This is a genomic window from Tersicoccus phoenicis (assembly GCF_001968835.1).
GTDB classification, from domain to species: Bacteria; Actinomycetota; Actinomycetes; order Actinomycetales; family Micrococcaceae; genus Tersicoccus; species Tersicoccus phoenicis.
This window is the reverse complement of the sequence record NZ_MRDE01000005.1, coordinates 1-22069: the sequence shown is the minus strand read 5'-3', so window position 1 is coordinate 22069 and position 22069 is coordinate 1. Positions and strand designations below refer to the sequence as shown.

Sequence of the window (22069 nt, the reverse complement as noted above, 5' to 3'; positions counted from 1 at the left end):
GCGACTTGCTGCGGCCCACCGCGTCCAGGACGCTCATCACCCGGCCCGACGCGTCGATCTGGTACGTCGTCCGCGGCACCGCCGAGACCGCCTGGGTCTGGTCGGTGTTCGGACCCGCCACCAGGGTCTGGGTACTGGTCGGGTAGGCGAATCGGGTGACCGCGTCACCCGGGGACCCCGCCGACGCGTTCGCCCGGGTGGAGGAAGTCACCCGGCCGCCCGAGTCCAGGCCCCAGGAGACCGTGCCCGCGTCGGGGACCTGCACCCCGGTCAGATCACCCCCGGCGTAGCTGAACGTGGTGACCGTGCCGTTCGGGTCCGTGAACTGGGACCAGTCCCCGGCCGAATCCTTGGTCAGTTTCGCCGTCCGCAACGGCGCCGACACCGACGCCCCCTGGGAGACGGTGATGCTGGTCGCGGTGGTCGTGATCCACGCCGTCCGGGACGCGGCCACCGTCCCCGACGGCGAGAACGCGGCCTGCGCGGCGACGACCTTCGTCGGCAACCCGCCCGCCCACGTGATGGCCACCGTGTTCCCGTTCCGGTCCGCCAGCGAGACCGGGTTGCCGTCCGCGTCGAACGTCGTCACCGTGGCACTGGTCCTGCTGGTCAGCTTCCAACCCGACCCCGCCGCCACCAGGTCGGCCTTCACCCCGGCCGGGGTGGTGTAGACCCCGGGCTGCCCGGTCACCGGCACGAACGTCGTCGAATACCCGTCCCCCGACGCGTAGACCAGGTTCGACCCGGACTGGTACAAGTGCCCGGCCCCGGCGATGTCGAACCGCCACCCGTCCACCGTCCCCGCCCCCGTGTCACCCGCTCCGAGGCTGTTGCGCACCAGGCCGATCCCGACCATTCCCTGCACCCCCGGGCAAGCCCAGCAACTGCAGCGACACGGCGCCGTTGCCGGTCCCCACGTCCACCGACCCGGAGACCCGGTCACTGACCGCCACCGGCACCCGGGTCGCACCCGGCCGGGCCCCGAGCTTGCCCAGCAGGCTCGTCTGCGACGCGTCCGCGCCCGGCACCACCACCGGGACGAACGCGTGCGCCGCCGACGCCGTCCCCGCCACCAGCGACAGGCTCACCACCCCCGACAACAACAAACGCCCGCCACGGCGAACACCATGACGAGCGTTCAAACCCGGACCTGCCGCACCGACTCTCGGCGCGACAGAACCATTCCTTCCAGACATGAGGCCCCCCTGTTACGTGTGATACTGCTGTGAGAACGCTCACACTACGCTGGAGTGCCGACGAGCGTCTATAACAATGTCATAACGGTCACCGGGTGCGCTCGCGTGTCGACCTTCGGCGGCGAGACCACCACCGAATTCGCCGAGCTGGTTCACGTGCCCTGCGCCCCGAGCTCGATCAGGAGCACCCCACCGACGATGAGGATGATCCCGAGGCTCATGATCCCGGTGAGGGGCTCTCTGAACAGGAGTCGATCCAGGATCGCCGTGATGGCCACGCCCGCCGCAGCCCAGATGCCGTACACGACACCGAGGGCTGCCCCCTGACCCAGGACGACGACCAGCATGGCGAACGCCAGAAGGTATCCGATGCCGACGCCGAACCACCAGCGTTTCTCACCGCTGCTGGCCCGACGAAGCGAGATCGTGCCGGCGACCTCGCTGACGATCGCGCCGATCAGTGCGGTGATGGCGAGGGCGCTCATCCGGCCGCCTCGCCGTCGTTCCCGGCCTTCTGGTGGGCAGCGTGCGAACCCAGCTCGACCAGCAGCACTCCGGCCACGATGACGGCGATGCCGATGCCCATCAGGACGGTGATGGGTTCACCGAAGATGACCATCGACATGACGGCGGTGAGCGCCACCCCGCTGGCGCCCCAGATGCCATAGCCCACGCCGAGCGCCATCCCATGCCGCAGCGACATGAACAGGGCGACGACCGAACCGACATAGAGGACGACGACGAGCGGGTACAGGCCGGGGGCCTCGAGCGCGCCTTTCAGGGACAGCGACCCGGTCACCTCCAGGAGGATCGCACCGGCCAGATACCACCACGTCACTTCGGTGCCCCCTCATCGATGAGGCCGAGGGCGACGGTAGTGATGGCCGCGCGCTTCTGCGCGGAAAGGTCGAACATCCCGAGGCAGCGGTCGATCCACGCCCCGTCCGCGATCAATCGCGCCGACGTGAAACTCGGGTCGGACTCTGCGTCGGTGCTACCGAACCAGAGATTCATCCGGCTCGCCCACCGCTCCGACAATCTGTCCCGCAGACGGGCGTCAGCAAGCAGCGCCAGGTCGGCGCCGTCCAGCTCGCCCATCAAGGCGTAGTCCACGTACGCGCGCAGATTCTCGCGTGGCCCGGCATCCTTCCCCGCCCGTACGAGAAGCTGCTCCTCCCAGCGGTCGAGTACCCGGTCGACGACCGCGACCGCGAGGGCCTCCTTCGTCGCGAAATGGTGCACCACACCCGGTTTGGTCAGCCCCGCACGCCGAGCGACAGCATCGATCGTCAAGGGCTCACCGTGCCGCAGCACCATCAGCGCCGCCTCGAGAATCTCCGCCTTGGATGTCATCGGATCACTATACCTACCATCTGTATGGTAGGTGACCATGTCCGATCAGCCGCTCCCCGTACAGTGAGCGGATGACTCCGACGAACGTGGTGAGAACCGAGATCCAGGTCGACGGGCATGGCACCAGTTACCTCACCGTGGACCGGGACGGACCCGTCGTCCTGCTGCTGCACGGCACGTGGTGGAGCCGGGTCTGGCAACCGGTGCTCGGCGGTCTGGCCGAGGCCGGTCTGCGGCCCGTCGCGGTGGACTTCCCGGGTTTCGGGCGCTCGGACGGTGAACTCGACCCGGAGACCGCGGCGGTGCCCGCGCTCGCGGACTGGGTGGGTCGGTTCGTGTCCGCGCTCGGCCTCACCGGGCGGATCGGCGTCGTCGGCCACGACATCGGCGGAGGCGTGGCACAGCACCTGCTCGTCCACGGTCCGTTCGACGTCAGCCGTCTGGCCCTGGTCAACGCCGTCACCTACGACTCCTGGCCGGTGCCCGGGGTGGCCCGGTTCCGGGACCCGGCCGTGGTCGCCGGCACGACGCCCGAGGACCTGCTCGCCGCCCGCCGGGACGCCGTGACCACCGCACTGGGCGACGCGGCCACCGAGCAGCGGATCACCGACTACCTCGACCCGTGGACCGATGCCCGGGTGTGTCGCTCGTGGATGGCCATGGCGGGTGCGGCCGACGACCGGTACACCATGGACCTCCTCCCGTCGCTACTGGGCTCCCCGACGCCCAAGCTCCTGATCTGGGGTGAGGACGACGGCTTCCAGAAGGTCGAGTACGCCGAGCGCTTCGCCGCGGAGATCCCCCACACGACCCTGGTCCGGATTCCGGACGCGGGGCACCTCCCCATGGAGAACGAGCCCGACCGGATCGCGCATGCGCTCGCGGACTTCTTCACGGCGTCCTGAGGCACCGGCTCCATCCTCCCCATCACGTGCAGCACCGCGAGCGTGAGCGCGACGAGCGACGAGCGACGAGCGACGCTTCAACGGGCCGGAAGGCGAGCGGGTTCCCCGATCGTCGGCGGCGGAACACTCATCGCGTCTGTGTCACGACCGCCGCACCTTGATCGTCGCACCGGCGACGAGAAAGATCACCGCCGCGACGGGCTGGGCCGCGCCCCACACCGGACCGGCGAGCGAGAGCGGCAGGATCGGATTCCACACCACGGCGATCGAGGCGAACACCGGAACCCACCACCAGCGCCCGGCCTGCACGGCGAACCAGCCGACGATCATCGCGAGGATCGACGTCAGGAACAACACGATCATGGCCCGGTCCGCTCCGGTCAGGACCGGAGCGAGGAAGAGGGTTGCAGCAGCGAGCGCACCGGGCGCGAACGCGTTGCGCTGATACGGCGTGGGCACGCGTTCCCGCCTGCTCACTGCGCTTCCGTCGTCGAGTCGATACGTCGCTGCATGGGGCGGCAGGAATGCGCAGTCATGGTTCCTTTTCGTCGTCGAGGTTCCGCGCGGATCGGCGCGCCTCTCGTCCCGGCGCAGCGCATCGGGGGAAGCCATCGACCTTGCTCTCACCGCGAACGGTCGATGGACGCAACCGAACTCGGTCGACGCCGTCGCGGACGGAGGCCGACCCACCGTCGGGCGTTCTCAGGCTAGCAGCTGGTTGGCTGCTCGAACCTGCGGGGGAGATCGCGCATGGGCACCGGCCACCACCGCGGACCGACGGCAGGCGCCGTGCCGGCGTCGACGTCCTACCGTGCCGGTTCGATGATGGTCATGCCGGCCGCGGCCGCCCGGTGATAGGTGGGAAGCGCGGCGGCCGCCTCGGCCAGGCCGATCGTGCGTGCGACCAGGCGCTGGGGCTGGAGTCGGCCCTGCTCGATGAGCGCCATCATGCCCGGGTAGTCGGCGGCGGCCATGCCGTGGCTGCCCAGCACGTCGAGCTCCCAGGCGATCACCCGGTCAATCGGCACGCGGGGCGGCCCGTCGACCGGGGGCAGCAGTCCGATCTGCACGTGCCGGCCCCGACGGCGCAGGCTGAGGATCGCGCTGGTGCAGGTCTGTTCGCTGCCGACCGCGTCGACCGCCACGTGGCTGCCGCCTCCGGTCAGGCCGACGACGACGGCAGGCAGGTCAGCGGCGTCGGGATCAGCGCCGTCGGCGAGCACGGTGTGCTCCGCGCCCAGGCCGGCGGCGACGTCGAGCGCGTCGGGGTTGCGATCGACGGCGATGACGCGGGCGCCCAGGGCGTGCGCGATCATCACCGCGCTCAGGCCCACCCCGCCGGCACCGATGACCGTGACCCACTCGCCGGCGCTCAGCCGGGCTCGGCCGACGAGGGCGCGGTACGCGGTGGCGAAGCGGCATCCCAGGGCGGCCGCGGTGCTGAAGTCGACCTGCTCGGGAACGGCGACCAGATTGGTGTCGGCGGCATGCAGGGCGACGTACTCGGCGAACGACCCCCCGTGCGTGAAGCCGGGTTGCTGCTGGTGCGGGCAGACCTGGGCGTTGCCGCCACGGCACCACGCACAGTGTCCACAGCCGCAGACGAACGGCACCGTGACGCGGTCCCCCACGGCCCAGCGCGTCACCCCGGCGCCGACCTCGGCGACGACACCGGCCAGTTCGTGCCCGGGGACATGCGGGAAGGCGATGTCGTCGTGGCCGGCCCAGGCGTGCCAGTCGCTGTGGCACAACCCGGTCGCCCTCACCCGCACCACCACCCCGCCGTCGGGGGCGGACGGTCGAGCCACCTCCCGCACCTCGGGCTGGGCCTGGACCGCATCGACGACGACAGCGCGCACCCGTGCACCGTATCGCGGACGCGCTCGTTCATCGCGCTACCTCAACCGGCGACATCCCCGGGCGCGGGTACCGTGCTACGTTCGCCCTGATGGACTTCGTGCAGCTCTCGCGGGAGGCGCTGGCCGAGACGCTGCTCGCGGCCGGCCCGGGCCGCGACACGCTCTGCGCGGGGTGGCGCACCCAGGAGCTCGCCGCCCACCTCTACCTGCGGGAGCACCGGCCGGGCGTGGCTGCCGGCATCGTCGTGCCCCCACTGGCCGAGCGGACCGAACGGCGCACCCGCGAGTTGGCGGCCACCGCGGCCACCGGTACGGGCTTCACCGCCCTGGTGGACCGGTTCCGCCGGGGCCGCAGCCCGATCAGCCCGCGGCGGCTGCCCCGACTCGCGGCGCGGGTGAACCTCCTCGAGTACTTCGTGCACACCGAGGACGTGCGCCGGGCCGTCGACGAGTGGGCCCCGCGCGTGCTCGACGCCGACTACGAGGCGACCCTGTGGGAGCGGCTCGTGGCGTTCGCCGGCCTGGCCTACCGGTCGGCGCCCGTCGGCGTCGTGCTGGTCGACCCCGGGGGCTACCGGCACGTGGCCAGGCGTGCGGCCGACGCCGTCGCCGTCGTCGGCGCCCCGGGCGAACTGGTCATGCACGCCTTCGGCCGCCGCACCGCCGCCCTGGTGACGGTGGAGGGCTCCGCCGAGGCCGTCGCTGCCCTGCGCGGCTGATCCGGCGCGGCCGACCACCCGGGGCGGTTGACTCGGCGCGGATGACTGGGCGCGGATGACTCCCTCAGCGGACCGGGTGGCCCGCCGCCCGGATGGCCGCCTTGACCCGCGCGATGGCGTTGTCGGGACCGAAGTGGAACACCGACGCGGCGAGCACGGCGTCCGCGCCGGCGTCCACGGCCGGCGGGAAGTGCTCGGGCGCCCCCGCCCCGCCGGAGGCGATCAACGGGATGCCCACCACGGCCCGCACGGCCGCGATCAACTCCAGATCGAACCCGTCCTTGGTGCCGTCCGCGTCGATGGAGTTGAGCAGGATCTCCCCCACCCCGCGCTCGGCGGCCTGCCGCGCCCACGCGAGCGCGTCGATGCCGGTACCCCGCCGACCGCCGTGGGTGGTGACCTCGAAACCGGAGTCGGTGCGGGTGCCCTCCCGGACGCGCCGCGCGTCCAGGGACAGCGTCAGCACCTGGGAACCGAAGCGGGTGACGATCTCGTCGATCACCTCGGGCCGGTCCACGGCGGCGGTGTTGATCGAGGCCTTGTCCGCACCCTCGCGCAGCAGCCGGTCCACGTCCGCCGCGGAGCGCACCCCGCCGCCGACCGTCAGGGGGATGAAGACCTCCTCGGCCGCGCGCCGCACGACGTCGTAGGTGGTGGCGCGGTTGCCGGAGGAGGCGGTCACGTCCAGGAACGTCAACTCGTCGGCGCCCGCCCGGTCGTAGCGGTGGGCCAGCTCGACCGGGTCACCGGCGTCGCGCAGGCCCTCGAACTGCACGCCCTTGACCACCCGGCCGGCGTCGACGTCCAGGCACGGGATGACGCGGATCGCCACGCTCATGTCGGTCTCCTTCGGGTGCGGCCCGGTGCGGTGCGGGTGGGCGGGACTCAGATCCGGGCGGCGTGGATGGCGCTGGTGAGGATGGCGCGGGCGCCGAGGGCGTACAACTCGTCCATCATCCGGTTGGTCTGGGTGCGCAGCACCATCGCGCGCACGGCCACCCACTCGCCGTCGCGCAGCGGCGAGATGGTGGGCGACTCCAGGCCCGGGGTGATGGCGGAGGCGGCGTCGACCAGGTCGGCGCGGATGTCGTAGTCCATCATCACGTAGCGCCGGGCCACGAGCACGCCCTGCAGGCGCCGGATCAGCACGTCGATCCCCTCGGGTTCGTGCCCGTCCCGGCCGATCAGCACGGCCTCGGAGCGCAGGATCGGCTCGCCGAACGTCTCCATCCCGGCGGCGCGCAGGGTGCTGCCGGTCTCGACGACGTCGGCGATCGCGTCGGCGACACCGAGCCGGACGGAGGACTCGACGGCGCCGTCGAGCCGCACGACGGTGGCCTCGATGCCGCGCTCGGCGAGATAGCCGCGCAGCAGGCCGTCGTAGCTGGTCGCCAACCGGCGACCGGCCAGCTGGTCGATGTCGGAGTACCGGCCCAGCGGCCCGGCGAACCGGAACGTCGAGGCGGCGAAACCCAGTTCGAGCAGTTCGACGGCGTCGACGCGGGCGTCCAGCAGCAGGTCACGGCCGGTCAGACCGACGTCGAGCGTCCCGGCACCGACGTAGACGGCGATGTCCCGTGGCCGCAGGTAGAAGAACTCGACGTGGTTCTCCTGGTCCGTCAGCACCAGTTCCCGGTTGTCCCGCCGCTGCCGGTACCCGGCCTCGGTGAGCATGGTGGTGGCGGCCTCGGACAGGGAGCCCTTGTTGGGGACGGCGACGCGGAGCATGGGATCTCTTCCTCAGGGACGGGGCTGACGGCGGACGGGCGGCCTACAGATGTCGGTAGACGTCCTCGAGCGTCAGCCCCTTGGCGATCATCAACACCTGCAGGTGATACAGCAGCTGCGAGATCTCCTCGGCCGCTTCCTCGTCGGTCTCGTACTCGGCGGCCATCCACACCTCGGCGGCCTCCTCGACGATCTTCTTGCCGATGCCGTGCACGCCGGCGTTCAGCTCGGCGACGGTGCGTGAGCCGGTGGGTCGGTCGTCGGCTTTCGCGCGCAGTTCGGCGAAGAGCGAATCGAAGGATTTCACGGCCTCCACGTTACCGTCGCCCGGCGCCGGCCTCGGCATCGGGGACGGCCCCTCCCGTCACACCGGCCAGGGTCGCCGCCGTGTTCAGCGCCGCCGCGGCGGCCTCGAAGCCCTTGTCCTCGCTCGAGCCCTCCAGGCCGGCCCGGTCCAGGGCCTGGGCCTCGGTGTCGCAGGTCAGGACGCCGAACCCGACCGGGACGCCGGTGCGCACGGAGACGTCGGTCAGTCCGGTGGTGGCCGCGGCACACACGTACTCGAAGTGCGGGGTGCCGCCGCGGATGACGACGCCGAGCGCGACGACGGCGTCAACGGTCGGCGCCAACCGGGCTGCGGCGACGGGCAGTTCGAAGGAGCCGGGCACCCGGATCTCGACCGCGGTGGCGCCGGCCTGGGCCACCGCTCGTCGGGCGCCGTCGAGCAGGCCGTCCATCACCTGCTCGTGCCAGGAGGCGGCGACGATCGCGACGCACAGGTGGTTCGTGCCGGTCTGCAGGGTGGGCTGGGGGGAGCCGTGGCCGCTCATCGTGGGTCCTTTCGGGCGTTCGGGCTGGTGGTGAGGTTCGTGGTGCTGCTCGTGTCCGGGTCCTCCGGCTGCCGGGCGAGGTGCTCGATCAGCGCGGCGATGCTGATCAGCGCCAGGCCGTGCTCGTCGGCGAAGGCGCGCAGGGCCGGCAGCCGCATCATCGACCCGTCGTCGTGAACCAGCTCGGCGATCACGCCGACGGGCTCATGACCGGTGGCCAGACACAGGGCGACGGCGGCCTCGGTGTGCCCCCGGCGGGCGGCCAGCAGACCGTCGACGGCGATCAGGGGGAAGACGTGGCCGGGCCGGGTCAGGTCGGCGGCGGTGGCGGCCGGGTCGGCCAGCACCACGGCGGTGCGGGCCCGGTCCGCGGCGCTGATCCCGGTGCTGACCCCGGTCGCCGCGTCCGTCGAGACGGTGTAGGCGGTGCCCTTCGGGTCCTCGTTGACGGCCAGCATCGGCGGCAGCGCGAGCCGGCGCGCGGCCGCAGCGCTCAGCGGGACGCAGACCACGCCCGAGGTGTACCGGACGGTGAAGCCCATCAGCGCCGCATCTGCGCGTTCGGCCGGAAAGATCAGGTCGCCCTCGTTCTCCCGGTCCTCGTCATCGACGACGACGACCGGCCGACCGGCGCGCAGCGCGGACAGCGCGGACTCGATCGTGTCCAGCCGGACGACGGTGGGGTGGGCCGTGCTGATGCCGCTCATGCCCGCACTCCTTCGTCCGGAACGGCGGTGCCGGTCCTGTCGGCACCCGCAAGGCCGGCGGCTCCGCGCGTCGGGACCGCTCCGAAGGCGGCGAGACGGGCCGCGTACTTGGCCATCACGTCGACCTCGAGGTTGACCGCGTCCCCCGGCTGCCGGGCCCCCAGCGTGGTGACCGCCAGGGTCGTCGGGATCAGCCCGACCTCGAACCAGTGCTCGTCGACGGTGGCCGGGCTGACCGCCGTCACCGTCAGGGACACCCCCTCCACGGCCACGGATCCCTTCTCCGCAAGGTAGGGGGCCAGTGTGGCCGGGACGGTGAAGCGCAGCCGCTCCCAGTCGCCGAGGTGTTCGCGCTCGGTCAGCCGGGCGACGCCGTCGACGTGGCCCTGCACGATGTGCCCGTCGAGCCGACCGGTCGGCTGCAGGCAGCGTTCGAGGTTGACGGTGTCCCCGGGCGTCAGCGCGCCGATGGTGGTGCGGCGCAGGGTCTCCCCCATCACGTCGAGCCGGACGGTTCCGGTCACGACCGAGCCGGCCGAGCCGGTGCCGGTCGGCTCCGGGGCGGCCGCGGCGCTGGTCTGCTCCGGGGCGGTCGCGGTCAAACACACACCGTTGACGGCGAGGGAGCCGCCGATCGGCAGGTCGGTGGTCGCGTCGTGCGCCGTCAGGGTCAGCACGGCGCTGTCCCGCGCGGGGTCGACGACGAGGTCACGGACCATGCCTCGGTCGGTGATGATACCGGTGAACATGTCAGTCCTTCCGATCGGGGACGGGAACGGTGTCGTCGGCGGCGCCGGGCGCGTCGGCGGCGTCGTCGGCCGCGGCGTCGGCCGCGGCGTCCTCGGGAACGAACCGGAGCCGGGTGTCGGGTCCGAACCGGGTGGCCGCTCCCCCACCGGCCTCGTCCGGGACGAAGCGGATCGCCTCCCCGAGGGTGCTCAGCCCGAGGTCGGGGAAGGCGGGACGGCCGCCGAGCAGCAGCGGCGCCTGGTAGACGACGAGCTCGTCGACGAGGCCCGCCCGGGCGAACGCGGTAGCGAGCCCGGGGCTGCCGTCGATCACGACGTGCTTGACCCCGTCGGCGTAGAGGCCGGCCAGCGCCTCGGCCGGGTCGCGAGTCGGCAGGGCGCGGAACCGGCCGTCGTCACCCCGCACCGCCGCGGACGCCGGGACCGGACGCAGCCCCATCACGGCACGTCGGGGCTGCCGGGCCGCCCTCGATCCGTCGGCCCGGCGAGCCGTCAGGGCGGGGTCGTCCGCCAGGACCGTGCCGGTCGAGACGAGCACGGCGTCGGCCAGGGCGCGCAGCCGGTGTCCGTCCGCTCGCGCGTCGGTGCCGGTGATCCACTGGCTGGTGCCGTCCGCTGCGGCGATGCCGCCGTCCAGGCTCTGCGCCACCTTGAGCGTGACGAAGGGCCGCGTGCCGACCGCGGCGAGCCAGCGCCGGTTCAGTTGCCTGGCCTGGCCGGCGAGCAGGCCGGCCCGCACCCGCACGCCTGCCGCGCGCAGTCGATGCGCTCCGCCGGCCGCGGCGCGGTGGGGGTCGCCGATCGCGTGAACGACCGAGCGGATGCCGGCGGCGAGGATCGCCTCCGTGCACGCGCCCGTGCGCCCGGTGTGGTTGCACGGCTCCAGGGTCACGACCATGGTGGCCGCCGCGATCTGCGCGGCAGTCGCGCCGGCGGCCTCCGCCCGGCGCAGCACGTCGACCTCGGCGTGGTCAGTGCCGGCGCCGCGGTGGTGGCCGACGGCGATCAGCTGACCGTCCTGATCGAGCAGGGCGGCACCGACCAGCGGGTTCGCGCCCCGCACGCCGGTCGCCGCGGCCCGCAGCGCGGCAGCCATGGCGTGCTCATCGGCCAGCGTGAAGTCGGCGTCGGTGACGTGGTGGGTGGTGGCCGTCACGACTCGACCCGCGGATCCGGGAACACGGTCTCCACGCGGGGAGCGGCCGCCTGGTTGCGGTAGCGCCACCAGACGAAGAAGCCGGTGAGGGTGAAGCCGCCGTAGATGATGTACATGGTGGCGGAGGCCCAGTAGCCGGCGGAGATCAACAGGGGCACCCCGACGATGTCGACGGCCACCCAGATCAGCCAGAACTCCACCCAGCCGCGGGCCATGCCGAGGGTGGCCAGCAGGGAGCCGACGAAGATCCAGGCGTCGGCCCACACCGGCTCGTAGCTGCCCAGCGCCCGGAACGCCGGGGTCAGGATGGCGGTGCCCCCCACCAGGCCGATCACCAGACGAACGCGGGTGAGGTTGGAGGCCCAGCGAGGCACGACGGCGGTGCCGGCGTCGCCGCGGGACTGCCGCCAGCTGTACCAGCCGTAGATCGATACGACGATGAACATCACCTGGCGGCCGGCCTGGCCGAGCAGGTTCACGGGGTTCGGGGAGCCGAAGACCGCGCCCAGGAAGACCGTGAACAGCAGGACGTTGCCGACGATGCCGACCGGCCACGCCCACACCCGGCGGCGCATGCCACCGAACGCGCTGACCAGGCCGAAGACGTTACCGAGCACCTCGCGCCACAGGATGAAGCCACCACCGATGGTCAGCTTCGCCTCGAACAGCCATCGCAGGACGTCCACGGGCCCGTTCCTTCCTCACCGTTGCCGAACCATGACGGTTCCGGGGTGAGGGTGCGCACGAGGGCCGGGACGAGCGGACGGACCGCGAACCCGACGACGGTCCAGCGGTCGCCGGACGTCGCGCGCGACGTGCTTCTCCCATCCAGACTCTGACTGTCGGTGCCGGAATTCCACCGGCTCAACCGGTGCGCTGATCCTGTGGCGTGGCCACTGATCGACGCACCGGGTCGCGGACTGTCACCGCCGGTTCGGACTTTCACCGACCCCGGAGCACGTATCGGTTCATTATGACACGCACGCCTCGGAGGGACTGGTGCGCTCCGTCACGTTCGCGACACGGGCACCGACTGCGCGCATTCCAGCCCAGACAACGGCACCACTGTTCGGGCTCCAGCACCCCAGCCCGAACAACGGCAGCACTGTTCGGGGCGGTCTGCGGGCGACGTCGCGACGGTGCGGGTCAGCGGCCGCCGGCAACCTCGCGCAGGCCGGCGATGGCGGCTGCGGCGTCGTCGGCCCCGTAGACGGAAGAACCAGCGACGAACACGTCGGCCCCGGCGTCGGCGGCAGCGACGATCGTCTCTCGCGTGATCCCGCCGTCCACCTGGAGAGCGACCTGTGCCCCGGAGCCGTCGACGGCGGCGCGAGCGCGGCGGATTTTCGGCAGCATCACGTCCAGGAACGCCTGGCCGCCGAAGCCCGGCTCGACGGTCATCACGAGCAGCAGGTCGATCTCGGCGAGCAGGTCCAGCCAGGGTTCGACCGGTGTCGCCGGACGCAGGCCCACGCCCGCCCGGGCACCGAGGGAACGCAACTGTCGGGCCAGCCGGATCGGCGCGGTCGCCGCCTCGGCGTGGAAGGTCACGGACGCGGCCCCCGCTTCGGCGTACCCCGGCGCCCACCGATCCGGGTCCGCGATCATCAGATGCACGTCCAGCGGGACCGGGCTGACCTGCTGGAGCCGCTCGACGACCGGTAGTCCGAGGGTCAGGTTCGGCACGAAGTGGTTGTCCATGATGTCCACGTGCACGCTGTCGGCGTCGGCGATCCGGGCCAGCTCGGCCTCGAGGTTCGCGAAGTCGGCGGAGAGGATGCTCGGGTGGATCCGGGCGTGGCGGGTGGCGGGCTCGGTCACGATGCCTCCGGGGTCGCGGTGGGGACGGTGTCGGTGGGGTCCGGCGCCGCGCCGGCGGGCTCGGCGTCGGCGATCGCGCCGGCGGTGCCACCGGCGGGGACGCGCAGTAGCGCCAGGAACATCGCGTCGGTGCCGTGCACGTGTGGCCACAGCTGAGCCGTGCCATGCCGCGGCCGGCGCGGGTCGTCGGTGTCACCGGCGTCGCCGGCGTCGTTCGCCGCAGCTCCGCCTGCCACGCTCGCCGCGGTACCGCCGGCGTGCAGGGGCACCAAGGCGGCGGCGTCGAGCGCGGCGGGCGTATCGAGCAGCTCGACGCCCGGGGCGCCACGGAGGACGTCGTCGACGACGGCGATCGTCTCGGCCGGGTGCGGGGAGCAGGTCGCGTAGGCCACGACCCCTCCGGGGCGGGTCGCCGCGAGAGCGGAGCGGAGCAGGTCGCGCTGCAGTGCGCCGAGCTGAGCGATGTCGGCCGGGGTACGCCGCCACCGCGCCTCGGGGCGCCGGCGCAGAGCCCCCAGGCCGGAGCACGGGACGTCGACGAGGACCCGGTCGTAACCGCCGGGCTCTTCGTCGCCGATGAGCCGGCCGTCCCGTTCGGTGACCCGCCACGTCGTCTCCGGCACGGGCGCAAGCGCACGCCTGACGAGTTCGGCCCGGTGTGGAGCGAGTTCGTTCGCGGTGACGGTGGCGCCGTGCTGCAACGCCAGAGCGGCCAGCAGTGCCGCCTTGCCGCCGGGCCCGGCGCACCCGTCCAGCCAGCGCTCGCCGGTGCCGGGCAGGGTCGTGGTGGACGGTGTGGCACCGACGTTCGTGCCGGGTGTCGTGCCCTCGGTGCCTGCGCTCTCACGGCCGGTGCTCTGCCGGCCGGCGAGCGGCGCGGCGGCGAGTGCGCGGGCGACCAGCTGCGAGCCGGCGTCCTGGATCCGGACCGTGCCGTCCTTAACACCGGTGAACCGGCCCAGGTCGCCGGCGGCGATCGTGGCCGACCCGGCGGCCAGTTCGCCCGGAACGGCGCCGGCGGCCAGCACCTCGGCGAGGTCACCGAGGCCCGGGAGGGCCAGCAGGTGCACGACCGGAGCGGCGTTGTCCGCGGCGAGCAGGTCGGGCAGTTCCGCCGCGTCCCTGCCGTGGGCGACGAGCGCCTGCCGCATGGCGCGGACGACCCAGGCGGGGTGGCTGTACCGCAGCGCCGCGGCGGCCGTCTCGTCGAGGCCGGCGGTGACCTCGTCCAGCCAACCGGCCAGCGGCCGCTCCGACACACGGCGCAGTACGGCGTTGATGAAGCCGCTGGGACCGGCCCCGATGACCTCCCGGGCGAGGGCGACGGTCTGGTCCAGGGCGGCATGCGCGGGCACCCGCATGGCGAGCAGTTGGTGAGTGCCCAGGCGCAGCGCGTCACGCACGGGCGCGTCCACGGCGTCGAGCGGGCGGTCGACGCAACGGGCGAGGATCGCGTCCCACGTGCCCTGGGACCGCAGCGCACCGTATGCCAGCTCCGTGGCGAACCCGGCGTCGCGCCCGGTCAGGCCGTGCCGACGGAGACGTGCCGGGAGCACCAGGTTGGCGTAGGCGTCGTCGGCGCTGACGGCTCGCAGGGTCTCGAAGGCGGCGAGCCGGGCGGGATCGGCCGCGCGGCCCCGTCGAGCGGGGGCGGCCGAACTGTACCGTCGCTCACCGCCCCGGTTGCGCTCCCGGCCCTGGGCGTTCCGGCGCACCTCCCCCCCACCGCTCCGCCGAGCCTGGCGGTTCGGGTCGTCGCGGCTGTTCCCGCCGGCGTTGCCGCGGTTCTTGCCGGCGTCGTCGCGGCGGCTCTCGCCGGCGTTGCCGCGCGGCTGGCGGTCACGGTCGCCGCGCCGGCGGTTCGGGTCGTCGCGACGGTCGTTCCGGCGGTTCGGGTCGTCGCGGCGATCGTTCCGGCGGTGGGGATCGTGATCAGGCAAAGCGGACCTCCGCACCGTGGTGCACGCCGCGCCACCAGTCGCGGGCGGGCTTCGGCGTGCGACCGGCGGGTTGCACGGTGCTGAGCACGACGACGCCGTCCCCGGCGCCGACGAGCACGCGCCGGCCGTGTTCCGTCACCACCCCCGGACCGAGTGAGGGCAGCGCCGCAGCGGCGTGGCCGACGCCATCGGCATCCGCCGAAACGGCCCGGACGGGGCCGAGTTTGACGCGGCCGCCGTCCAGCGTGGTCCAGGCACCGGGCTCGGGGGTGACGCCGCGGCTGCGCGCGTCGAGCGCTGCCGCCGTCGTGGTCCAGTCGAGCCGGCCGTCCTCGAGGGTGAGCTTGGGGGCCGACGTGACGTCGCCGGCCTGCTCGACCGCCCGGGCGGTGCCCGCGGACAGGCCCTCGAGCACCTCGGCGAGCAGGTCGGTGCCGCTGGCCGTGAGGGTCCGCAACATCGTCGCGGTCGTGTCGGTCGGCCCGATCGGAGCGGTGACCGTGCCATACACCGGCCCGGTGTCGAGCCCCGTGCGCAGGGCAAAGACGCTCGCGCCGGTGCTGCTGCGCCCGTCGATGATGGCCCGCTGTACCGGCGCGGCCCCGCGGTAGGCGGGCAGAAGGGAGAAATGCAGGTTGAGCCAGCCGTGCCGGGGCAGATCCAGGGCCGCGGCCGGGATCAGTGCCCCGTAGGCGACGACGACGGCGACGTCGAGGTGCAGGTCGGCGAGGTGCGCCTGAGTCCCGCCGTCGACGCGGGCGGCTTTGATCACCGGCAGTCCGAGCTCCACCGCCACGGCGGCCACCGGGGACGGGGTCAGCACCCGCTTGCGCCCGAGCGGGGCGTCGGGGCGGGTCAGCACGCCGACGAGCTCGTCGTCGGTGTCGCTCAGGTGGGCGTGCAGGCGGCCGAGCGCGTCGGCTGCGGTGTCCGGGGTGCCCGCGAACAGGACCCTCATCGGCCGCCACCGAAGAAGCTGGCGCCGGGAGCGGCACCCCCGGCCACTCGCCCGTCCCCGGGCCCGGCTGAGCCGGGACGACGCGCGGTGTGCGGAGCAGTTCCCGTGGTGCCGGCGGACCGGAGCCGCGCGGCCCCGGTGCTCGCCGCGGCCGGTTCCAGGTCGCGCCGGTCGTCCTGCACGCGCGCGACGGCGGCGCGCCAGTCGTCGGTGCGCAACGCGGCCATCACCGTGCGGCGCTCATCGCCGTCGAGCCGGTCCAGGTAGAGGGTCCCGTCCAGGTGATCGGTCTCGTGCTGGAGACACCGCGCGAGCATCCCCTCCCCGGTGACGGTCACGGGCGCGCCGGTGACGTCGACGCCGGTCACGGTGGCACGCTGGGCGCGGGTGGTGTGGCCGCCGATCGCCGGGACCGACAGGCAGCCCTCCATGCCGGACTGCGTCTCGTCCTGGACGGTGAGCACGGGGTTGACGACGTGGCCGGAGGAGTCGTCCACTTCCCAGGTGAAGATCCGCAGCCCGACGCCGACCTGCGGCGCGGCGAGCCCCACGCCGCCGACGGCGATCATCGTCTCGTGCATGTCCTCGACCAGACGGGCCAGGGCGTCGTCGAACCGGGTCACGTCCTCCGCGCGGGTCCGCAGGATCGGGTCACCCAGCACCCGGACGGGCAGTATCGCCATCGCTGTCGTCGCACTCCTCGTTCTTGCTCGCCCGGTTCCGTCGATCCGGCCCGGCGTTCCAGTCTAGTGGTGCGAATCCGGGGCGGTCAGGAACCGGTGCCCGGGCCGGACCCGGCGAGGGCGGAGACGGCGGTCGCCCCGGACGGGCGACGTCGCTCCCCCGCCACCGTCCCGCCCGCGGGCGGCGGCGCGATCGGCAGCAACGCACGCCCGGCGGCGGTGGCGTCGGCCGTGGTCTCCCAGACCCGGCGCAGGGAACAGAACTTGTACCAGTGGTGGGCGAGCACGTCGTCGCGGGCGCGCATCGGCCGCACCTCGGTCTGGCCGATGGCGACCGGCAGCAGCAGCGGGTTCGCCCCGAACGGGAACGATTCCCAGGTACCGGCCTCGGCGTCGACCAGCCATTCCTGCGCCTTCATGCCGGCGGTGAGCTGCATGACGACCTTCTCGTCCAGGGCCTTGACGAAGCCGTCCCGGTCGGTGCCGCGGGTCTTGAAGTCGATCAGGCACACACGGCCGCCGATCCGGGCGATCAGATCGAGCGTGCCCGCGTAGCCGACGTCGTGGTTCCAGACGGTCGCCTCGGCAGCCAGCGGCTCCACCCCGTAGGCGCTCCACCACTCGTCGAACCGGTCGGCGAACTGGTGCTCGCCGTGCTGCGCCAGGTCCTCCCGTGCCTCCCGCGCCCGGTGATCGCGGCCCATCGCCTGCAGAGCGATCTGCTCGCAGTAGAAATGCACGCGATCACCGCGCTCCGCGGCGGTGTTGCGGTACTGCTCCGCGGCCGACGCGGCCTCCCGGACCAGGGAGCGCAGCTGACCCGGATCGTTCGCGGCACCGAGCAGCGCCGGATGGGAGGCGAGATGGTTGGCGGCCATGTAGCCGGACCATCCGGTCAGATCGACGGCCTGCTGGGCGATGACGGTGGTGATGGACGGCACCGTCGGGGGCGTATTCGTCGACCTCGAGTACATCCGTCCGTGTTCGGTCTGGTGCGCCAGCCTCGGTTGCGTCATGTCTTCACTCTCCCACCGGCCACCGACGTTTCTCGAACACCCGCGCCGACCCCGACGGCATCGGGAACGCACGAAGGCCCCGACGGTCACCCGCCGGGGCCTTCACTCGTGCGCGATACTGGGATCGAACCAGTGACCTCTTCCGTGTCAGGGAAGCGCGCTACCGCTGCGCCAATCGCGCCCATGTCGCCGTCGACGGGTCGAGACCCGCCGAAGCTGGAGGTGGGGACGGGATTCGAACCCGCGTATACGGCTTTGCAGGCCGCTGCCTCGCCTCTCGGCCACCCCACCGTGACCTGGTGGTCCACTCGGACCGCCGTGCGGGAACCCGAGCTGGAGACCCGGTCCACCGACTGGCTGAACAGTGGAGTGCGAGCGGACGACGGGATTCGAACCCGCGACATCCACCTTGGCAAGGTGGTGCTCTACCAGCTGAGCTACGTCCGCATACAGAAACCTGGCCCGCCCCGAGGCGGTGCCGCCGTGTTCTTGCGAGAAATGACTCTACAGGCGTCGCCGCGCCTGGCCAAATCGCTCCAGCGCCAGCGCGATCCCGCGGAATCCAGCCGTTCCTCAGCCCTGGAACACTCACCGGGACGGGGTCACCGACGGGCCTGCGACGGGGCCGCCACCGGCCGGTGGCGCGGCCGCCGACCGGTCGTTCCGTTGATTTCGCGCCGAGTGTGCACTCCGCTACGATGTGAATCGCTGCCCGGCCGACGGACAGACCCGCACGGGCGATTAGCGCAGTGGTAGCGCGCTTCGTTCACACCGAAGAGGTCACTGGTTCGAACCCAGTATCGCCCACCGCAGGAGGGGTTCCGGAGTCATTCCGGGACCCCTGTGCCGTGTCGACGGATGATCACGCCCCACGGCCACCCGGCCGCGGTCCTCATCTCCCCCGACGATCTTCGGGCCCCTCGCTGACCATCCACAGCGCGTGGGCAAGCCGCTCCGCGGCGAGCTTCACGGCCTGCACTCCGCTCGCCGAGGTGACTACCGGGTGATCTACGGCATCATGGACGACGCCCGCACGGGGGAGGTCGTGCATCTAGACCGACGCAGCGGCGTCCACCGGCGATGAGGTGGCCTGTGTCGTCGCGCGTACCGATGGCCGCTGCCGCATCGGCACACTCCGCGTGACCAACCATCAGCGGGACGCACGGGTAGTCATCCACCTGCGGCGGGAGTGTTCCGTTGACCCCACGACCCACGAGGCTCTTGCCGGTGTCTCGTCTGCCATACCCCACGGCGCACGCGTCGGAATCGTGGGGCCGTCGGGAGCCGGAAGGACCACGATCTTGAAGTTGATCGCGGGGTTCTACGCGCCGCCACGCGGCACGGTGCGTGGCGCGGAAACTCGGCATCCGGGCACCACTGCCGAGCAAGGCATCGAACTGTTTACGCAGTACGTACCCGGTCGGACGGACACCCCGTCCGCGGCTGCTTCTTGTTCTACGATGGTGGACACACGGAGGCGACATCCCGCCTCCCGGCAGAAAGGAGGTGGCAGTGTCTGCTTTCGACAATCTGAAGGGCAAGGCCTCGGGCCTGTTCGGCAAGGCCGCTGACGCCGTCCGCGATCACGAAGGCCAGGTGAAGCAGGGCATCGAGAAGGCCGGTGACTTCGTCGACCGGAAGACCGGCGGTAAGTATGCCGAACGCATCGACGCCGTGCAGCAGAAGGCCAGTGGTGCCGTGAACCGCCTGCGTGCGCAGCACCGGCCCGGCGGGACGGGCGCCACCGGCGGTACCGACACCACCAGTACCGGTACCGCGGCCGGAACGGCCGGGACCGAGACCCCCTCCGCGCCCACCGAGGACGCGCAACAGCCCGACCCGACCAAGGTGGACCCCGACCTGGGGCGCTGAGGCGAGACCGGGAACCCGTGCCCGGGTGGCCGCGGAGGACCGCCCCTGACGAATGATCGAACCGTGAGCCGGTGTCACCTCCGGGTGGTGCCGGCTCACGCGCGTCCGGTGCCGGACGTCCTTGGCGCCCGCGGCCGGACGGGGGCGATGTCAGACGGCGGCGCCGCCCTCCCGGGTCAGCGCGGTCAACCGGGACACCGCCCGGAAGTACTTCTTCATGTAACCGCCGGCCATCATCTCCTCGGAGAACAGGCGGTCCAGCGGCTCGCCGCTGGCGATGATAGGCACGTCCCGGTCGTAGAGCCGGTCGGCGAGGACGACGAAGCGCAGCGCCTGGTCCTGTCGGGTGATGGTGCGCACGCCGCGCCAGGCCACGACGTCGACGCCGTCGATCAGCCGGCGGTACCGGCTGGGGTGCACGCGGGAGAGGTGCTCGACCAGGGTCTCGACGTCGTCGAGGGCGACCGTGCGCCCCCGCTGGGCGGCGGCGTCGGCGGCGGCCGCCACGGCGTCGTCGGTCACCGGCTCGGGCGCCGCCGGCAGCCCGCGGTGCCGGTAGTCCTCCCCGTCGATGCGCACGACGTCGAACTGGTCGGCGAGCACCTGGATCTCACGCTTGAAGTCGACGGCGGCGAAACGCCCCTCCCCCAGGGCACCGGGCAGCGTGTTGGACGTCGCGGCCAGCTTGACGCCGGCGTCGGAGAGCTCGCGCATCAACCGCGACATCATCACCGTGTCTCCCGGGTCGTCGAGCTCGAACTCGTCGATGCAGACCAGCCGGTACCCGCGCAACTCGTCCACCGCCCGGCGGAAGGACATGGCGCCGACGAGGTTCGTGTACTCGACGAACGTACCGAACGCCTTGGGACCGTCCACTGCGTGCCACAGGGACGCGAGCAGGTGGGTCTTGCCGACGCCGAACCCACCGTCCAGGTAGATACCGGGCCGCCGCTCGGCGGCGCGGGGGCCGAACAGCCTGCGCCAGCCGCTGGGAGCCGGGGTGTCCACCGAGGCGGCGAAGGCCTTCAGCTCGTGCACCGCCTCGGTCTGGCTGGGCTGCGCGGGATCCGGGCGATAGGTGTCGAAGGAGACGTTCCCGAAGCGCGGTGAGGGATGGAAGCCGGCCAGCAGGTCCTCCGCCGAGACCGTCGGTTGCCGGTCCACGAGGTGCACGATCTCGCCCACGTCGTCAGTCCTCCCGTGCATCAATTCGCGGTGCGGTCCCGCTCCCTCCCGTCCACAGTACGGCAGCGCACCTCCCGGTCCACGCTGCGGTGTGGCCCCGGATGACGCGGGCCGTCAGCCGATCCGGGCATCGCCGCGCTGTCACGACTAGGGTGGACAGTGGACCAGACCCCGATCGGAAGGACCAGCGATGACGATCGCAGCGGAGACGAACGAGAAGTTCAGCGCCTATGCCCACCCGGACCGACTCGTCTCGACGGCGTGGGTGGCCGACCGCCTCGATGCCGCGCACCCGGAGCACGGCGGGTTCGTCCTGGTCGAGTCGGACGAGGACGTCCTGTTGTACGAGACCGGACACATCCCGAGCGCCATCAAGATCGACTGGCACACCGATCTGAACGACCCGGTGACCCGCGACTACGTCGACGGGGCCGGCTTCGCCGCGCTGATGCGGGCCAAGGGCATCTCCCGGGACACCACGGTCGTCATCTACGGCGACAAGTCGAACTGGTGGGCCGCGTACGCGCTGTGGGTCTTCACCCTGTTCGGCCACGAGGACGTGCGACTGATGGACGGCGGCCGGGACAAGTGGGTGGCCGAGGGTCGGGAGCTGAGCACGGAGGTGCCGGAGCCGGCGCCGGCCGACTACCCGGAGGTGCAGCGCTCCGACGCCGCCATCCGCGCCTTCAAGGAGGACGTCCTCGCCCACTTCGGTAAGCCGCTGATCGACGTCCGCTCCCCCGAGGAGTACACCGGCGCGAAGACCCACATGCCGGCCTACCCCCAGGAGGGTGCCCTGCGCGGCGGCCACATCCCCTCCGCGGCGTCCGTGCCCTGGGCCCGGGCCGCGGCGGAGGACGGGTCCTTCAAGTCCCGCCCCGAGCTGGAGCAGATCTACCTCGGGGACGCGGGGCTGAAGGAGGGCGACGACGTCATCGCCTACTGCCGGATCGGCGAGCGCTCCAGTCACACCTGGTTCGTGCTCTCCCACCTGCTGGGCTTCGACTCGGTGCGCAACTACGACGGGTCGTGGACCGAGTGGGGCAACGCGGTGCGCGTGCCTATCGCCACCGGTGACGAGCCCGGTGAGGCGCCCGCCGCGCGCTGAGCCGCACGCCGGCGCGACCCGACGACGGGCGCCACGGACCTCGGTCCGGCGGCGCCCGTCGTCGTTCGCGGACGTCCCGTCCCACCGTCGTGCTCGGTGTGGTGTACGCGACGGCGGGACGCGTGCCGCGGAACTAGGGCGTGTCCCGCGAATGATTGGGGTCGGCACGCGGTAGACACGGTTTCATGCACGACCGACATGATCTGACTGATGACCAGTGGGCACTGCTTGAGCCGCACCTGCCGGGCGGCGAGCCGGCGCGGGGTGGACAGTGGGCGGATCAT

At 72.4% G+C, this 22069-nt stretch carries 27 protein-coding genes, 4 tRNA genes and 1 riboswitch; of the genes, 7 read left to right on the top strand and 24 right to left on the bottom strand.

Annotated features, from left to right (window positions below; genetic code table 11):
• From BKD30_RS00670 to BKD30_RS00650, 5 genes are all read right to left on the bottom strand, one after another.
• The coding region (locus BKD30_RS00670; RefSeq protein ID WP_218189227.1) for a hypothetical protein at positions 1-856 on the bottom strand (856 nt) is incomplete at its 3' end.
• Complete coding sequence (locus BKD30_RS00665) at positions 813-1088, bottom strand: hypothetical protein (protein ID WP_143587995.1); 276 nt, start codon at positions 1086-1088, stop codon at positions 813-815. The genes BKD30_RS00670 and BKD30_RS00665, both read right to left, overlap by 44 nt.
• A 260-nt stretch (positions 1089-1348) precedes the next feature.
• Complete coding sequence (locus tag BKD30_RS00660) at positions 1349-1681, bottom strand: DMT family transporter (protein ID WP_076700627.1); 333 nt, start codon at positions 1679-1681, stop codon at positions 1349-1351.
• Positions 1678-2034 (bottom strand): DMT family transporter, encoded by a 357-nt coding sequence (locus BKD30_RS00655; protein WP_076700624.1) that lies wholly within the window; start codon positions 2032-2034, stop codon positions 1678-1680. Before BKD30_RS00655 ends, BKD30_RS00660 begins: the two co-directional genes overlap by 4 nt.
• The gene (locus BKD30_RS00650; RefSeq protein ID WP_076700622.1) at positions 2031-2549 is read right to left on the bottom strand and encodes a TetR/AcrR family transcriptional regulator; all 519 of its coding nucleotides are present in this window, start codon (positions 2547-2549) and stop codon (positions 2031-2033) included. Before BKD30_RS00650 ends, BKD30_RS00655 begins: the two co-directional genes overlap by 4 nt.
• 71 nt (positions 2550-2620) lie before the next feature.
• On the opposite strand from BKD30_RS00650, the gene BKD30_RS00645 reads away from it, so the two are divergent.
• Positions 2621-3454: an alpha/beta fold hydrolase gene (locus BKD30_RS00645; protein ID WP_143587994.1), complete on the top strand. Its 834-nt coding sequence runs from the start codon at positions 2621-2623 to the stop codon at positions 3452-3454.
• 141 nt (positions 3455-3595) lie between these two features.
• On the opposite strand, the gene BKD30_RS00640 is transcribed toward BKD30_RS00645, so the two are convergent.
• On the bottom strand, positions 3596-3913 hold the full coding sequence (locus BKD30_RS00640; protein WP_408033342.1) for a DUF6804 family protein: 318 nt from the start codon (positions 3911-3913) through the stop codon (positions 3596-3598).
• A gap of 347 nt (positions 3914-4260) precedes the next feature.
• Positions 4261-5313 carry a zinc-dependent alcohol dehydrogenase family protein gene (locus BKD30_RS00635; RefSeq protein ID WP_076700612.1) on the bottom strand — a complete coding sequence of 351 codons (1053 nt, stop codon included), beginning with the start codon at positions 5311-5313 and terminating at the stop codon, positions 4261-4263.
• A gap of 89 nt (positions 5314-5402) precedes the next feature.
• On the opposite strand from BKD30_RS00635, the gene BKD30_RS00630 reads away from it, so the two are divergent.
• A complete protein-coding gene (locus tag BKD30_RS00630) occupies positions 5403-6032 on the top strand; it encodes a TIGR03085 family metal-binding protein (protein WP_076700641.1) in 630 nt (209 codons plus the stop codon).
• Between the two features lie 64 nt (positions 6033-6096).
• On the opposite strand, the gene hisF is transcribed toward BKD30_RS00630, so the two are convergent.
• The 16 genes from hisF to BKD30_RS00550 form a co-directional block, all read right to left on the bottom strand.
• Positions 6097-6870 carry an imidazole glycerol phosphate synthase subunit HisF gene (gene hisF / locus BKD30_RS00625; protein ID WP_076700609.1) on the bottom strand — a complete coding sequence of 258 codons (774 nt, stop codon included), beginning with the start codon at positions 6868-6870 and terminating at the stop codon, positions 6097-6099.
• A 47-nt stretch (positions 6871-6917) separates the two neighbouring features.
• The gene (hisG, locus tag BKD30_RS00620; protein WP_076700605.1) at positions 6918-7760 is read right to left on the bottom strand and encodes an ATP phosphoribosyltransferase; all 843 of its coding nucleotides are present in this window, start codon (positions 7758-7760) and stop codon (positions 6918-6920) included.
• 43 nt (positions 7761-7803) lie between these two features.
• Complete coding sequence (locus BKD30_RS00615; protein WP_076700632.1) at positions 7804-8067, bottom strand: phosphoribosyl-ATP diphosphatase; 264 nt, start codon at positions 8065-8067, stop codon at positions 7804-7806.
• Positions 8068-8077: 10 nt separating this feature from the next.
• A complete protein-coding gene (gene ribH, locus BKD30_RS00610; RefSeq protein ID WP_076700601.1) occupies positions 8078-8590 on the bottom strand; it encodes a 6,7-dimethyl-8-ribityllumazine synthase in 513 nt (170 codons plus the stop codon).
• Complete coding sequence (gene ribB / locus BKD30_RS00605) at positions 8587-9297, bottom strand: 3,4-dihydroxy-2-butanone-4-phosphate synthase (RefSeq protein ID WP_076700598.1); 711 nt, start codon at positions 9295-9297, stop codon at positions 8587-8589. Before ribB ends, ribH begins: the two co-directional genes overlap by 4 nt.
• A complete protein-coding gene (locus BKD30_RS00600) occupies positions 9294-10046 on the bottom strand; it encodes a riboflavin synthase (RefSeq protein ID WP_076700595.1) in 753 nt (250 codons plus the stop codon). Before BKD30_RS00600 ends, ribB begins: the two co-directional genes overlap by 4 nt.
• A gap of 1 nt (position 10047) precedes the next feature.
• Positions 10048-11202 carry a bifunctional diaminohydroxyphosphoribosylaminopyrimidine deaminase/5-amino-6-(5-phosphoribosylamino)uracil reductase RibD gene (gene ribD, locus BKD30_RS00595; RefSeq protein ID WP_076700592.1) on the bottom strand — a complete coding sequence of 385 codons (1155 nt, stop codon included), beginning with the start codon at positions 11200-11202 and terminating at the stop codon, positions 10048-10050.
• The gene (pnuC, locus tag BKD30_RS00590; RefSeq protein WP_076700588.1) at positions 11199-11888 is read right to left on the bottom strand and encodes a nicotinamide riboside transporter PnuC; all 690 of its coding nucleotides are present in this window, start codon (positions 11886-11888) and stop codon (positions 11199-11201) included. Before pnuC ends, ribD begins: the two co-directional genes overlap by 4 nt.
• A 125-nt stretch (positions 11889-12013) precedes the next feature.
• Positions 12014-12166, bottom strand: a riboswitch (FMN riboswitch).
• Positions 12167-12348: 182 nt separating this feature from the next.
• On the bottom strand, positions 12349-13023 hold the full coding sequence (gene rpe / locus BKD30_RS00585) for a ribulose-phosphate 3-epimerase (protein WP_076700585.1): 675 nt from the start codon (positions 13021-13023) through the stop codon (positions 12349-12351).
• The gene (locus BKD30_RS00580) at positions 13020-14738 is read right to left on the bottom strand and encodes an RsmB/NOP family class I SAM-dependent RNA methyltransferase (RefSeq protein WP_235861220.1); all 1719 of its coding nucleotides are present in this window, start codon (positions 14736-14738) and stop codon (positions 13020-13022) included. The genes rpe and BKD30_RS00580 overlap by 4 nt, the downstream gene beginning before the upstream one ends.
• A 217-nt stretch (positions 14739-14955) precedes the next feature.
• Positions 14956-15921 (bottom strand): methionyl-tRNA formyltransferase, encoded by a 966-nt coding sequence (fmt, locus tag BKD30_RS00575; protein ID WP_076700580.1) that lies wholly within the window; start codon positions 15919-15921, stop codon positions 14956-14958.
• On the bottom strand, positions 15918-16604 hold the full coding sequence (def, locus tag BKD30_RS00570) for a peptide deformylase (protein ID WP_076700578.1): 687 nt from the start codon (positions 16602-16604) through the stop codon (positions 15918-15920). Before def ends, fmt begins: the two co-directional genes overlap by 4 nt.
• Positions 16605-16690: 86 nt before the next feature.
• On the bottom strand, positions 16691-17620 hold the full coding sequence (locus BKD30_RS00565) for a cytochrome (protein ID WP_083955873.1): 930 nt from the start codon (positions 17618-17620) through the stop codon (positions 16691-16693).
• 109 nt (positions 17621-17729) lie between these two features.
• Positions 17730-17801 (bottom strand) — tRNA-Val (locus BKD30_RS00560).
• Positions 17802-17837: 36 nt separating this feature from the next.
• Positions 17838-17911 (bottom strand) — tRNA-Cys (locus BKD30_RS00555).
• A gap of 83 nt (positions 17912-17994) precedes the next feature.
• A tRNA-Gly gene (locus BKD30_RS00550) sits at positions 17995-18067 on the bottom strand.
• Between the two features lie 288 nt (positions 18068-18355).
• Between BKD30_RS00550 and BKD30_RS00545 the strand changes: the two genes are divergently transcribed.
• The 4 genes from BKD30_RS00545 (at position 18356) to BKD30_RS16405 (ending at position 19492) form a co-directional block, all read left to right on the top strand.
• A tRNA-Val gene (locus tag BKD30_RS00545) sits at positions 18356-18427 on the top strand.
• 133 nt (positions 18428-18560) lie between these two features.
• The gene (locus tag BKD30_RS15710; protein ID WP_235861218.1) at positions 18561-18704 is read left to right on the top strand and encodes a type II toxin-antitoxin system RelE family toxin; all 144 of its coding nucleotides are present in this window, start codon (positions 18561-18563) and stop codon (positions 18702-18704) included.
• A 1-nt stretch (position 18705) separates the two neighbouring features.
• The gene (locus BKD30_RS16555; RefSeq protein WP_076700571.1) at positions 18706-19191 is read left to right on the top strand and encodes an ATP-binding cassette domain-containing protein; all 486 of its coding nucleotides are present in this window, start codon (positions 18706-18708) and stop codon (positions 19189-19191) included.
• Positions 19133-19492 (top strand): antitoxin, encoded by a 360-nt coding sequence (locus tag BKD30_RS16405; protein ID WP_076700568.1) that lies wholly within the window; start codon positions 19133-19135, stop codon positions 19490-19492. Before BKD30_RS16555 ends, BKD30_RS16405 begins: the two co-directional genes overlap by 59 nt.
• A 150-nt stretch (positions 19493-19642) precedes the next feature.
• Here the strand turns inward: BKD30_RS16405 and zapE are convergent, their stop codons facing one another.
• On the bottom strand, positions 19643-20677 hold the full coding sequence (gene zapE, locus BKD30_RS00530) for a cell division protein ZapE (protein ID WP_076700566.1): 1035 nt from the start codon (positions 20675-20677) through the stop codon (positions 19643-19645).
• Positions 20678-20867: 190 nt separating this feature from the next.
• Here zapE and BKD30_RS00525 point away from each other — a divergent pair, with 190 nt between their 5' ends.
• A complete protein-coding gene (locus BKD30_RS00525; protein ID WP_076700562.1) occupies positions 20868-21785 on the top strand; it encodes a sulfurtransferase in 918 nt (305 codons plus the stop codon).
• Positions 21786-22069 lie beyond the last annotated feature (284 nt).

Excerpts from the sequence above, each read along its gene's own strand:
- BKD30_RS00650 (WP_076700622.1), bottom strand. The coding sequence starts at position 2,549 with ATGACATCCAAGGCGGAGATTCTCGAGGCGGCGCTGATGGTGCTGCGG.
- ribH (WP_076700601.1), bottom strand. The coding sequence starts at position 8,590 with ATGAGCGGCCACGGCTCCCCCCAGCCCACCCTGCAGACCGGCACGAAC.
- hisG (WP_076700605.1), bottom strand. The coding sequence starts at position 7,760 with ATGCTCCGCGTCGCCGTCCCCAACAAGGGCTCCCTGTCCGAGGCCGCC.
- def (WP_076700578.1), bottom strand. The coding sequence starts at position 16,604 with ATGGCGATACTGCCCGTCCGGGTGCTGGGTGACCCGATCCTGCGGACC.
- hisF (WP_076700609.1), bottom strand. The coding sequence starts at position 6,870 with ATGAGCGTGGCGATCCGCGTCATCCCGTGCCTGGACGTCGACGCCGGC.
- BKD30_RS00660 (WP_076700627.1), bottom strand. The coding sequence starts at position 1,681 with ATGAGCGCCCTCGCCATCACCGCACTGATCGGCGCGATCGTCAGCGAG.
- BKD30_RS00600 (WP_076700595.1), bottom strand. The coding sequence starts at position 10,046 with ATGTTCACCGGTATCATCACCGACCGAGGCATGGTCCGTGACCTCGTC.
- BKD30_RS00645 (WP_143587994.1), top strand. The coding sequence starts at position 2,621 with ATGACTCCGACGAACGTGGTGAGAACCGAGATCCAGGTCGACGGGCAT.
- BKD30_RS00525 (WP_076700562.1), top strand. The coding sequence starts at position 20,868 with ATGACGATCGCAGCGGAGACGAACGAGAAGTTCAGCGCCTATGCCCAC.
- BKD30_RS00565 (WP_083955873.1), bottom strand. The coding sequence starts at position 17,620 with ATGACGCAACCGAGGCTGGCGCACCAGACCGAACACGGACGGATGTAC.
- fmt (WP_076700580.1), bottom strand. The coding sequence starts at position 15,921 with ATGAGGGTCCTGTTCGCGGGCACCCCGGACACCGCAGCCGACGCGCTC.
- ribB (WP_076700598.1), bottom strand. The coding sequence starts at position 9,297 with ATGAGCGGCATCAGCACGGCCCACCCCACCGTCGTCCGGCTGGACACG.
- BKD30_RS00630 (WP_076700641.1), top strand. The coding sequence starts at position 5,403 with ATGGACTTCGTGCAGCTCTCGCGGGAGGCGCTGGCCGAGACGCTGCTC.